This window comes from Micromonospora rosaria (genome assembly GCF_001567585.1).
Classification (GTDB): Bacteria; Actinomycetota; Actinomycetes; order Mycobacteriales; family Micromonosporaceae; genus Micromonospora; species Micromonospora rosaria.
Genome location: NZ_LRQV01000177.1, coordinates 1 through 11635, shown reverse-complemented (window position 1 = coordinate 11635; position 11635 = coordinate 1). Strand labels below are relative to the sequence as shown.

Here is an 11635-nt window from a genome sequence, read left to right as displayed (position 1 = left end):
GGCGAAGGCCGGGTCACCGGCGGACACGGCGGCCCGCAACCCGAGCCGGTACGCGTCCAGACCCTCGACGCCCGCGCCAGCGTCGGCGGCGAGCCAGCCGCAGAGCTGTGCGGCCTCGGCGAGCAGCGGCATCAACCGGCGGCGGTCGGCCGGCCCGGCCCCCACCAGGCCGCGCGCGATCCGCCGCAGCTCACGCCGCCCGGTCCCGGTCAGGTCGGCACCGCCGGCCAGGTCGTCGAGGCGACGGAGCCCGGCCAGCCGGGCCGCCGCGTCGCTGGCCGCGCGGTCGCCGCCCACCCCGGCGCAGAGGTCGTCGTGCATCCCGGCGGGGAGGTCGCCGCCCACCCCGGCGACGGGATCGTCGCGCATCCCGGGGGCGGGGTCTCCGTCCGTTCCGGTGGTGCGGTCGCCGCCCGTTCCGGCGTAGGGGTCTCCGTCCGTTCCGGCGTAGGGGTCGTCGCCCGGTCCGGCGTAGGGGTCGCCGGTCACGAGCCAGGTGGGGACGGCGCCGAGCGCCGGCCCGTGCGGGTCGGCGAGCCAGCGTTGGGCCAGGGCCAGCAGCGCCGACCGGGACCGCCCCCCGGTGCCGCCACCGGCGGCGGCCGGCCCGGTGCCGAGCCGCCTGGTCCACGCCGCCGCGTCGGGCAGCAGGTCGCCCGGGGCCGCCAGGACGACCGCCAGCCAGCCGAGCCAGAAGTCCCCCGGCACCCGGAGCTGCCGCTCCCAGCGGGACACCTCGTGGCGGCTCAGCGTCGGCACGCCGGCGGCGGCGCAGAGTTCGGCGGCGAGCCGGGACTGGCTCCAGCCCCGGGCGAGCCGGAGCCGGGCGATCGACGGCCCGATCAGCGGCGGGCCGGGTGGTGGGGGCGGGATCATCGCATCCTCCGGGCGCGGGTCGGCACGGCGACGACCCGGGCCCGTGCGGGCCGGGACGTCACCGGTGGGACTGACCCCCGCGCGTACCCCCCGGAGCCCCCCGGCCCCGCCCGCGCGCCTCCGTTCATACCGGCCCGGTACGACGTTTCCCCGCCGGCCGGGCCGTCCCCGCCGGCCGGGCCGTCTCCGCCGGCCGGGCCGTCTCCGCCGGCCGGGCCCGTTCCCTCGCCCGTGCCCGGCGTGGGAAGGGCGTGGCCGTCACGGCGTGGCCCGCTAGAGTCAGGGGGTGGCTCTCGGTCTTCCCTCGGTCCTTCCCCCGCAGCCGGCCATCGGGGAGCTGATCCGTGCCGGCCAGACCTTCTCGTTCGAGTTCTTCCCACCCAAGACGGCCGAGGGTGAGCGCCTGCTCTGGCAGGCGATCCGCGAGCTGGAGTCGCTGCGCCCGTCGTTCGTGTCGATCACCTACGGCGCGGGCGGCTCGACCCGGGACACCACGGTCGCGGTGACCGAGCGGGTCGCCACCGAGACCACCCTGCTGCCGATGGCCCACCTGACCGCGGTCAACCACTCCGTCGCCGAGCTGCGCAACGTCATCGGTCGACTCGCCGGGGTCGGGGTCCGCAACGTGCTGGCGGTCCGGGGCGACCCGCCGGGCGACCCGGCCGGCGAGTGGGTCCGCCACCCCGAGGGGGTCGGTTACGCCGAGGACCTGGTCCGTGTGGTCCGCGAGGCGGGGGACTTCAGCGTCGGGGTGGCCGCCTTCCCGTACAAGCACCCCCGCTCGCCGGACGTGCACAGCGACACCGAGCACTTCGTCCGCAAGTGCCGGGCCGGTGCCGAGTTCGCGATCACGCAGATGTTCTTCGACGCCGACGAGTACCTGCGGCTGCGGGACCGGGTCGCGGCGGCCGGCTGCGACACCCCGATCCTGGCCGGCGTGATGCCGGTCACCCAGATGCGTACCATCGAGCGCTCGGTCCAGCTCTCCGGTGCGCCCTTCCCGACCGCCCTGGCCGAGCAGTTCGACCGGGTCCGCGACGATCCGGAGGCGGTGCGCCGGCTCGGCATCGAGCAGGCCAGCGAGATGTGCCGGCGACTGCTGGACGAGGGTGTGCCCGGCATCCACTTCATCACCCTCAACCGCTCCACCGCCACCCGCGAGGTCTGGCAGAACCTGCGGGTGGGCGCGCGGGTGTGAGGGGTCGCCGGGGCGACACCTGACCCGCGCTGAGACAGTTGATCAGTGGTGGGCAGGCAACTGAACTGGGACGAGTACGCGACCGCGTGGGCGCGGCTGCACGGCGGCTTCGACCCCCGGGCGGCGGCGCCGGTGGTCCGCGCCTGGCTGCGCCTGGCCTACCACCTCGGGTACGTGCTCGGCCGGCTCCGGGTCACCCCGACCGCGGTGACCGTCGCCGGGGTGCTGCTCTGTTTCTGCGTACCGCTGGTCGTCGGCCGGACGCCCAACGGGCCGTTCTGGGCGGCGGTGTTCGTGCTTCTCGCCTCGGTGGCGGACAGCGTCGACGGCGCGGTGGCGGTGGCGACCCGCCGGACCAGCCGGCTCGGCTACGTGTACGACTCGGTCGCCGACCGGCTCGGCGAGATCGCCTGGCTGCTGGCGTTCTGGCTGCTCGGTGCGCCGGGTCCGCTGGTGGTCGCCGGGGGCGCGCTCTCCTGGCTGCACGAGTACGTCCGGGCGCGGGCGGTCTCGGCGGGGATGCGGGAGATCGGCGCGGTGACCGTGGGGGAGCGGCCCACCCGGGTCTGCGTGGCCCTGGTGGGGCTGCTGGTGGCCGGGCTGACCGGGCTGGTCCAGGCGGACCTGGCGGCCGGCACCGCCACCATGGCCGTCGCGGTCTGGGTGCTGCTGGCCGGCTTCGGGCTGGGGCACCTGCTCTCCGCCGTCCGCCGCACCCTCCTGCCCGACGCCGCCCCCGGTGCCCCCGAATGAGACCGGCCCTCCGGAACCGGCGTCGGGGTGAGAGGGGAACCCTTCTCTACCGGATGCGTTAACAGGGGGCCCTTCCTTACCCCGCAGCGCCGACCTCGGCGGCGACGATCTGCGCGGAGAGGGTGACCATCGGCAGTCCGCCGCCGGGGTGACTGGAGCCGCCGACCAGCCAGAGCCCGTGCACCGGGCCCCGGTTGGCCGGGCGCAGCAGCCCACCGGCGGTGCCGTAGATCGCCCCGCCCGGGGCGCCGGTGGTGGCGGCCAGGTCGGCGGGGGTGCGGATCTCGCGGAACAGCAGCCGGTCCCGGACGTCCACGCCCCGCGCGGCGAGCACGTCGAGGATCCGGTCGGCGTAGGCCTGCGCCAGCCCCGGCCGACGCCAGTCCACCGCCCCCGGGGCGGTGCCGTGGCGGGGGGCGTTCACCAGCACGAACCATGCCTCGTGCCCGTCGGGGCGGACCGTCGGGTCGTCGGCGACGGTGACGAAGACGGCCGGGTCGACGGCCGGGCGGGCCCGGACCCCGCGCCCGGGGTCGCCGAAGACCGCGTCGAACTCGGCGTCGTAGTCGGTCGGGAAGAAGACGGTGTGGTGGGCCAGCCCGGAGTCGCCGCGTACCCCGAGCAGCAGCACGAACCCGGCCAGGCTCCGGTCGGCCAGCCCGGCCAGCCGGCGCGGGCCGGGCAGCAGGTCCCGGTAGACGGTGAGCGCGTCGACGTTGGCCACCACCACGTCGGCCGGCAGCGGTGCGGACACGCCGGCCAGGCGTACCCCGTGCACCCGGCCGCCGGCCGTGTCGATCCGGGTGACCGTGGCGCCGGTCTGCACCACCACCCCGAGGTCCAGGCAGCGCGACAGCAGCGCGTCGGCGAGGGCGCCCAGGCCACCGCGCAGGTACCAGCCGCCGAAGGCCAGTTCGGCGTAGGGGACGGCGACCAGCGCGGCGGGGGCCCGGCGCGGGTCGGCCCCGGTGTAGGTGGCGTACCGGTTCAGCAGCATCCGCAGGCCCGGCTCGCGCAGGTGCCGCCGGCCCAGGCCGCGCAGGGTCCGCCCGGGGGCGATCGCGGCCAGGTCGCCGAGGCGCCAGGCCAGCGCGGCGAGGTCGCGGGGGGAGTCGACCCGCCGGCGCAGGACGTCCCGCCAGGAGGCGTCCCAGACCCGCCCGGCGCGTCGCCACAGCCGTTGCCAGTCGGCGGCGGACCGGTCGCCGAACGCCGCCCCGACCCGGGCGGTGAAGACCTCCGGGTCGGCGCAGGAGTCCAGGGTCGGCCCGCCGTCGGCGAAGACGTGCCGGACGATCGGGTCCACCGGCACCAGGTCCAGGTACTCGTCGAGTTTCGCCCCGGTCGCCTCGAACAGGTCGTGGAAGACCTGCGGGAGGGTGAGCAGGCTCGGCCCGGTGTCGAAGTGGAACGAGCCGGCCGGGGTGTCGTGGACGTACCGGCCGAGCTTGCCGCCGACCGTCTCGGCCTGTTCGCAGACGGTGACCTCGTGCCCGGTGGCGGCCAGCCGGGCGGCGGTGGCCAGCCCACCCACCCCGGCGCCGACGACCACGATCCGCGCCATGCCGCGCCCTCCTAGGTGATCGGGCGGCCCCGCCAGGACAGCCGCCGCCGCTTCCGCAGATGGTACGACCGCAGGGTCAGCCAGCCGAGGACCACGACGGACACCGGGTGCGCCAGCGCGTCGGGCCACCACCGCCCGCCGGTGGCCCGCGCGGTGGTCACCCGGCCGGCCACCCCGAGCAGGTACCCGGCCAGCGCGGTCGCGGCCACGACGGGCGCACCGGCCAGCGCCGCGCCCACCGCCACCAGCGGGGGAGCGGTGTAGAGCGCCAGCAGCAGGCCCACCACGACCGCCGCCGCCCCGGGGTGCCCGAAGGTGGCCCAGAGGGACTTGCTGTACCCGTCGCGCAACTGTGGCCAGTCGTCGTACATCCGACAGGCGGCCAGCCGGGAGCCGTCGGCGAGGGCGATCCGGCCGCCGGAACGCTTCACCGCGCGGGCCAGCTCGATGTCCTCCAGGACCCGGTCCCGTACCGCCGCGTGCCCACCGGCGGCGGCGTACCCGGCCCGGTCCAGCACCAGGAACTGCCCCCCGGCGGCGGCCAGCGACGGGCGCGGCGAGCCCTCCATCGCGCGCAACGGCAGGAAGGTCAGCCACAACCACTGCAACAGCGGCTGGACCAGCCGGTCGGCCACCGACCCCACCAGGATCCTCGGGTACGGCGACAGCAGCGTCGCCCGCGCCGCGCGCAGCTCGCCGACCGCCGCCGCCACCGCGTCCGGGGCGAGCACCACGTCGGCGTCGACGAAGACCAGGACGGTGGCGGCCGGGTCGGCCCGCGTGGCGAGCTGGTGACAGGCGTGCGGCTTGCCCAGCCAGCCGGCCGGCGGGGTGCGGCCGGTCAGCAGGGTGACCCGGGGATCGTCGCCGGCCACCGCCCGGACCACCTCGGCGGTCCCGTCGGTGGAGCCGTCGTCGAGCACCACGATCCGCAGGTCGGGCACGCCGCGCTGGGCCAGCAGCGCGCGCAGGCAGCCGGTGACCCGGGTCGCCTCGTCGCGCAGCGGCAGCAGCACCGCGACCGGCTCGGTGACCCGGGCCGGCCGGTCGGTGGGCCGGCGTAGCCAGCGGGTGGCGTTGACCCAGGTGTGCGCGGTCAGCGCGGCCACCCCGAGCACCAGGGCGAGCAGGAGGCTCATCCGCCGGGCCCGCTCACGCGGCGGCGTCGACCGGGTCGCGCGGCCGGTCGGGGTGCCGTCGCCGGTCGCGCTGCCGCCGGCCCAGGGTCACCGCCAGCGGTACGGCGGTCACCGCCATGCCGGCCGCGCCCCAGAGCGCCGAGGCGGGCAGGGCGAGGAAGACCGCGTGGGCCAGCACGCTGGAGGCGTACGTCCACAGGTAGAGCGCGTACATCGGGGCGTCGGCCGGCCCGGTGCGGTCGACGGTCGGCCCGGCCAGCGGGCGCAGCGCGGTCATCATCAGCACGGCGAAGAGCAGCCAGCCCAGGTAGTTGCTGACCGGGATGCCGGGCAGGCCGGGCAGCGCCGGGTCCGGGTCCGGCCAGCGCCAGTACCCCTCGGCGACCATCTGCGGGTCGAGGAAGAGGTCCCAGGCGGCCAGGCCGACGGTGGCCAGCGCGATCCGCCGCAGCCGGCCCGGCCCGTCGGTGCTGCCGCCCCCGGTGAGCCGGACCGCGGCGAGCCACGCCGGCCAGGCCATCCAGGTCCAGGCCAGCGGGATGATCAGCGGTACCCCGGCGAGCTTCGGCCCGAGCTGGCCGGAGTAGTCGTAGGTGCCGAACGGGAAGCCGGTCGCCACGCCCAGCGCCTCGATGGCGAACCCACCCCCGGTGGCCACCGCCACCAGCGCCGCCGCCGTCCGGGGCCCCCGGGTGAGCAGGGCGTGACCGACGGAGAGCAGGTACCCCAGGAGCACGGTGGCCACGGTCAGCCGGGCCCGGGTGGCGCCCCCGGTCAGCGGGTAGCAGACCTGGGCCAGCACCAGCGCGCCGAGCAGCAGCCAGGGCAGGTACCGCCGGATCACGGTGTGGCGTCCGGGCGGGACCGCCCGGCGGCGGATCCGGGGGCGTCGGCCGGGGCGGGGGAGTCGGCGGCGGGCAGCGGCAGGTCCCGGCCGAGCACCCCGAACGGGCGTTCGTCACCGGGGAAGCGGAAGTGGCGCAGCACGTCGACGAAGCCGAACCGGCGGTACAGCCGCCAGGCCCGCGACCGCTGCTCGTCGGCCTCCGGGGTGGAGAGCAGGGTGGTGCCGCCGGGGGCCATGGTGAGCAGCGCGCGTAGCTGCCGCGCCCCGACCCCGTGCCCCTGCGCCGCCGGCCGGACGTGCAGCTCCACCACCTCGAAACAGTCGGTGAGCCAGCGCTGCCGGGCCGTCGGGTCCAGCGCCCGGTGCACCTGGTCGTGCCACCACTGGCCGACCGAGCCCTGGTAGCCGTAGCCGAAGCCGGCCAGGTGCCCCTCGCGGGTGAGGCTGGCGACCGCGCGGAAGCCGGGCCGGCGCACGTGGGTGGCGATGTAGCCGCGCCGGGCCTCCAGCAGTTCGGCGCGGTAGTTCATCGCCTCCCCGTAGACGGCGACCACGTCGTCCAACCGCCGGACGAGATCGTCCGGGGTCCACCGCACCAACCTCACGCCTGCCCGCCCTTCGTCGTGCCCGGGTCGTCGTCCGCGACCCAGCCCAGTACCGTCCGGTCACCCACCACGTCGCGGACCGCGAACCGCGCGAAGAGCTCCTCGGCGTACCAGCGTTCGCTGGCCGTCCGCGTGATCGCGGCGCGGTGCTCGGGGTGACGGTACGCGAACCCGACCAGGTCCGCCGGTTCGCGCCACACGGTGACCGTGCCCTGCCACCCCACCGGGGCCTCGCCCACCCCGAACCGGGCGAGCAGCCCCGGCGCGGCGTGCAGGGCGGCGGCCACCGGGGGGACCGCCCGCCAGAAGGTGGCCGCCCGCGTCGGCCGCAGCCGGGCCCGGGTCAGGGCCAGCACCGGCCCGGTCACCCGCCCGCCGGCCGGGTCGCCGAACGGGCGTCGGCCGGACCACTCGCCCCGGCTGGCGAGCGGGCGCAGGTCGACCCGGACGGTCGAGGTGGCGATCCGGGCCCAGGCCCGGCCGACCGGCGAGGTGTCGAAGCGGGCGGCGGCGGCCGGGTCGGCCCAGACGGTCAGCGCCGCCCACCGGGTCGGGTCGGCGTCGCCGGGCCCGAAGCCGGTCCCGGTCCCGGTGCCGAGGAGCTTGCCGAACCGGACGCCGTCGGTGGCCCGCAGCCGGCGCGGGTCGCGCGCCATCCGCAGCAGCGCCCGGGGCAGCGCGCCCCGGGAGACCCGCCACACGTGCAGGGTGACCAGGTCGGCCGGACTGTTCACGCCACCTCGACGGCGGTCCCGCCGGTGAACCGCAGCAGCTCCGGGTAGGTGGTCGGGAAGACCGCGCGGGGCACCCCGCCGGCCGCCCAGATCTCCTTGTGCCCGCCGAGCGCGGTGTCGACCAGGGTCCGCAGCGGGTGCGGGTGACCGAGCGGGGCGACCCCGCCGATCGGCTGCCCGGTGTGCGTCCGGACGAACTCGGGGGTGGCCCGGCGCAGCCGGGTGACCCCGATGGTTGCCGCCAGGCCGGTGGTGTCCACCCGGTGCGCTCCGGAGGTGAGCACCAGCACCGGCGTCCCGTCGGCGTCGAAGATCAGCGAGTTGGCGATGGCGCCGACCTCGACGCCGAGCGCCTCGGCGGCAGCCGCCGCGGTGTGCACCGCGTCGGGCAGCAGCCGGACGGCGGTGGGGGTGCCGGCGGCGTCGCACGCCTGCGCGGCGTCGAGGGCCTGTTGCACCGCCCGGACGTTCGGGTGTGGTTGCATGCCGTCATTCTTCCCCGGCCCCGGTCAGCGGCCTCAGCCGGCTGCGCTGCCCCGCTCGGGCCCGCCCGCCGGGGCCGTCCGGGCCGCCCCCGCGCCGCACGCGGGACGGGGGTGGTCAGGGCTCCCGGCCCTCGGGCATCGGGGCCGGCCGGGCGTCGCGCATCCGCTCCGGGGTCCAGTAGTCCCCGGTGTCACCGGGGAGGTCCACCGAGCGGCTCGTCTCGCTGATCCCGGCGGGCGGGCCGCCGCCGCCCGGCCCGTCGCCGCCGGCCCGCAGCAGGCCGGCCACCCCGGCCGCGCCGCCGAGCAGCGCGAGGACGGCGACACCGGTGAGGACCATGGCTCGACCGGACATCGGACACCTCCTCGGAGAAACGGGTTCCCCGTCATTCTGGCACGCCGGCCGTCCACCGGGCCGCCGAACCGGAATCGGTGGTCCCGGCCTGTCCGGGACCACCGACCCATGAAGGGAATTCGCGCTTGCGGATCACCAGGTGCGGTTCGCGTACGCGCGGTACAACGTGCCGACCACGGCATCCGAGAAGTACGGCGAACCGATGTACGAAGGATTGTCGCGGTCATTGGTGTAACTGGTCACCCCGTGCACGTCACCGATTCTCGTGGTGTTGTCGTAGCGGTAGTACCAGGGGCCGCCACTGGACCCGCCGCCCCACGGGCAGCCCATCTCGATCCGGTTGCTCCCGGCGTCGGAGGAGGTGCCGGAGCAGGACCACTGCACCTCGCCGCCGTCCCGGTTGCTCGGGTAGCCGAAGATGTCGTACCGGTACGCCCGGCCACCGCCGGTGAGCAGCCCGTTGGCGCCGACCGCGTCCACCACCGACCGGCTGCCGTACACCAGCGCCACGCCGACGTCGTACTGCCGCTCCCGGGTGGTGATCCAGCCGGTCGGGACGGCCAGCGTGGACCAGGTCCAGGTGCCGTAGGGCTGCGCCCCGTTGCGGTAGGAGGGGACGAACAGCCAGTTCGCGGTGTGCCAGGTACGGCCGGGGCCGTCGTGCAGGCAGTGCGCGGCGGTGAACACCATGTTCCGGGCGGCGCTGTTGACCACGCTCGCCGAGCAGTAGTTGCCCTCGCCGGTGGTGGAGTTGGTGAAGAAGATCTTCCCCACCGTGATCGACTCGTTGAGCTGCACCGCCCGCCGGGCCGCCTCCGCCGGCGCGGCCACCCCGGTGGCGTGCCGGACCACCGGTGCCGGCCGGGGCAGCGGGGACAGGTCCCCCTTGGTCGGCGCCACGGTCTCGTCCAACGGGGTCGCCGCGGCCAGGCGCTCCGGCGTCCAGTACCGGCTCGGTTCACCGGTGGTGGCGGCGGTCCGGGTGACCCGGGTGGTGCCGTCGACGCCGGCCGTCGCGCCAGCGCTGGTGGTGGTCGCGCCGGCGGTGGCCGGGCCGGTGGCGAACAGCATGGGCGCGACGAGCGCGGAAAGGATCAGCAACCGTCTGCCGGCGCTGCGAATAGGAATGTGCTGCACGTTTCCTCCGGGCTGCTGGGAATGGTGGTGTCGTGTGTCGCGCGACGTCGACAGCGAAGCAGCGGACGATTATCGGTGTCAACGGTTGTCGCGATTTGCCGGCTGTCGTACACCTGACCGGAATTGGGTAATCAGAAATTGTGGAGAACGGGAATGTCGTACCGCTCATCCCGTCGTCCCGAGGGTCGGGCGGCGACGGGTTCTCCGGTTCGGGGAGCCGTCGACCGGGTACCGGGTCGGGCGGCGAGGCGGTGGCCCGTGGCCCGGCGGCGGGGGACGTCGCCCACGGCCGGCTGGCCGGTGTCGTCGTCCATGCCCCGGCCGGTCGGTGCCCTCGTCCCGGGTGGGTCGGCGCGTGGTGGGGCCGGATGGCGTCGGGGCGGCCACACGTTGCGTTTTTGTCGGCGGGAAGGTGTACTGTCAGCAGTGTTAGAACGAGTGTTCGATTAAGGGTCGAAGCCTGCAGCTTGACCCGACGTGTCGCACACCCGTTCCGACGTCCGGGAGCGGTGTTTCGCGGCACCGGCTCCCGGCAGGCGCGGTTCCGCGGGCCGCGCCGGGTGCCGGGCAGTCGCGAGTCCGGTCCCCGTCAGGCAGGAGCACCGCCCGCCGCCCACGACCCCCGGGCGGCGGGCGGTGACCCCGCCGGTTACGCCGGCCGGGTGTGGTGTGGGGAAGCGTCCACACCCGGCCGGCCGCCACCACGGCGCGTCTTCCTCCGCGCCACTCGACCCGGTCGCCCGCCGGTGGATCCCGATCCGCCGGCCCGGGCGACTGCCTCGGCCACGTGGAGGAGACGTTCCATGCCGACCAGTCCGGCTCAGGCACCGACGGTGCCGGCGCACGCGCTGCCGCACCGCACTCCGACCCAACTGCTCGCGGTGGCCCGACGCGGGCTGACCGAGGCTGCCCAGACCCGTCCCGACGGGCTCCGCTACGCGGCGGCCCACCTGGCCGCGTTGCGGGCCGCCGCGGCGGTGCTCGCCGCCCGTGCCCGCCCCGCTCCCACCCGCCGGGGCCGGATCACCAGCGTCTGGGTGCTGCTCTCCGGCGTCGCGCCGGAGTTCGACGAGTGGGCCCGGTTCTTCGCCGCCGCCGCCGGCAAGCGGGCCGCTGCCGAGGCCGGCATCCCCCGGGTGGTCAGCACCCGGGAGGCGGACGACCTGCTGCGGGCGGCCGAGCAGTTCGTGACGGTGGTGGAGGGGGCGCTCGGGCTGGCCCACCAGCCGGCCTTCGACGGCCTCGCCGCCTGAGTCACCGCGCCGCCCGGCGACCACGGCGGATCGACCCGGCACTCAGCAGTACACGACGCTCGGCAGCAACGACGGGGGGTAGGTCCGATGGCGGGCCGGATGGTGGTCGGCTCGACCGCGCTCGCCGGTCTGGTCCGTCCGGCGAGCGCGCCGGACCCGGCGGGGGGACACCGGGTCCTGCCGGTGGCTCCCGAGCTGACCGGGTTGCTGCCCAGCCGAGGGTTGCGGCGGGGCAGCACGGTCGCGGTCGCCGCCGGTCGGCCCCGACACCACGGCGGTACCTCGCTGGTGCTGGCCCTGCTCGCCGAGGCGTCCCGGGCCGGCTCGTGGTGCGCCGTGGTCGGGGTGCCGACCTTCGGCGCCGGCGCGGCGGCCGAGGTCGGCATCGCCCTCGACCGGCTGGCCCTGGTGCCGGACCCGGGGCCGGAGTGGGCGACCGTGATCGCCGCGCTGATCGACGGGGTGGACGTGGTGGTCGCGGCGGTGCCGGGCGCGGTGGCCCCCTCGGTCGCCGACCGGCTGGCCGCCCGCGCCCGGCAGCGGGGCAGCGTGTTCGTGCCGTACGGGCGGTGGGACGGCGCGGACGTCACCCTGCGGGTGGTCCGGGGCGTCTGGGAGGGGCTCGGGCCGGGGCGGGGCCGGCTGCGCCGCCGGGAGGTGACGGTGTCCGCCCGGGGGCGGGGCGCCGC

13 protein-coding genes are annotated in these 11635 nt (G+C 76.5%); 4 read left to right on the top strand and 9 right to left on the bottom strand.

Annotation, left to right across the window (positions count from 1 at the left end; genetic code table 11):
* Nucleotides 1-876: helix-turn-helix domain-containing protein (locus tag AWW66_RS29035; protein WP_169807192.1), on the bottom strand; the 876-nt coding region annotated here is incomplete at its 3' end.
* A 286-nt stretch (nucleotides 877-1162) separates the two neighbouring features.
* Here AWW66_RS29035 and metF point away from each other — a divergent pair.
* Nucleotides 1163-2074, top strand: a complete 912-nt coding sequence (metF, locus tag AWW66_RS29030) for a methylenetetrahydrofolate reductase [NAD(P)H] (RefSeq protein ID WP_067373015.1) — start codon at nucleotides 1163-1165, stop codon at nucleotides 2072-2074.
* A gap of 45 nt (nucleotides 2075-2119) precedes the next feature.
* A complete protein-coding gene (locus AWW66_RS29025; protein WP_067373012.1) occupies nucleotides 2120-2827 on the top strand; it encodes a CDP-alcohol phosphatidyltransferase family protein in 708 nt (235 codons plus the stop codon).
* Nucleotides 2828-2903: 76 nt separating this feature from the next.
* Here AWW66_RS29025 and AWW66_RS29020 read toward each other — a convergent pair whose 3' ends face one another.
* The 8 genes from AWW66_RS29020 to AWW66_RS28985 all read right to left on the bottom strand — a co-directional run bounded on the left by AWW66_RS29020 (nucleotide 2904) and on the right by AWW66_RS28985 (nucleotide 9693).
* Nucleotides 2904-4391, bottom strand: a complete 1488-nt coding sequence (locus tag AWW66_RS29020) for a phytoene desaturase family protein (RefSeq protein WP_067373009.1) — start codon at nucleotides 4389-4391, stop codon at nucleotides 2904-2906.
* Between the two features lie 11 nt (nucleotides 4392-4402).
* Entirely contained in the window at nucleotides 4403-5530 is a 1128-nt protein-coding gene (locus AWW66_RS29015; protein ID WP_067373006.1) for a glycosyltransferase family 2 protein, read from the bottom strand.
* Nucleotides 5531-5543: 13 nt separating this feature from the next.
* Entirely contained in the window at nucleotides 5544-6371 is an 828-nt protein-coding gene (locus AWW66_RS29010) for a carotenoid biosynthesis protein (protein ID WP_067373018.1), read from the bottom strand.
* On the bottom strand, nucleotides 6371-6982 hold the full coding sequence (locus AWW66_RS29005) for a GNAT family N-acetyltransferase (RefSeq protein WP_067373003.1): 612 nt from the start codon (nucleotides 6980-6982) through the stop codon (nucleotides 6371-6373). Before AWW66_RS29005 ends, AWW66_RS29010 begins: the two co-directional genes overlap by 1 nt.
* Nucleotides 6979-7716, bottom strand: a complete 738-nt coding sequence (locus tag AWW66_RS29000; RefSeq protein ID WP_067373000.1) for a monooxygenase — start codon at nucleotides 7714-7716, stop codon at nucleotides 6979-6981. Before AWW66_RS29000 ends, AWW66_RS29005 begins: the two co-directional genes overlap by 4 nt.
* On the bottom strand, nucleotides 7713-8201 hold the full coding sequence (locus AWW66_RS28995) for a YbaK/EbsC family protein (RefSeq protein ID WP_067372997.1): 489 nt from the start codon (nucleotides 8199-8201) through the stop codon (nucleotides 7713-7715). The genes AWW66_RS29000 and AWW66_RS28995 overlap by 4 nt, the downstream gene beginning before the upstream one ends.
* A gap of 115 nt (nucleotides 8202-8316) precedes the next feature.
* The gene (locus tag AWW66_RS28990; protein ID WP_157528093.1) at nucleotides 8317-8556 is read right to left on the bottom strand and encodes a hypothetical protein; all 240 of its coding nucleotides are present in this window, start codon (nucleotides 8554-8556) and stop codon (nucleotides 8317-8319) included.
* A 132-nt stretch (nucleotides 8557-8688) separates the two neighbouring features.
* A complete protein-coding gene (locus AWW66_RS28985; RefSeq protein ID WP_245648532.1) occupies nucleotides 8689-9693 on the bottom strand; it encodes a trypsin-like serine peptidase in 1005 nt (334 codons plus the stop codon).
* A gap of 803 nt (nucleotides 9694-10496) precedes the next feature.
* On the opposite strand from AWW66_RS28985, the gene AWW66_RS28980 reads away from it, so the two are divergent.
* Nucleotides 10497-10946, top strand: a complete 450-nt coding sequence (locus tag AWW66_RS28980) for an SAV_6107 family HEPN domain-containing protein (protein WP_067372988.1) — start codon at nucleotides 10497-10499, stop codon at nucleotides 10944-10946.
* 87 nt (nucleotides 10947-11033) lie between these two features.
* Nucleotides 11034-11635 (top strand): hypothetical protein (locus AWW66_RS28975; protein ID WP_067372985.1); only part of this gene is annotated, 602 nt, incomplete at its 3' end.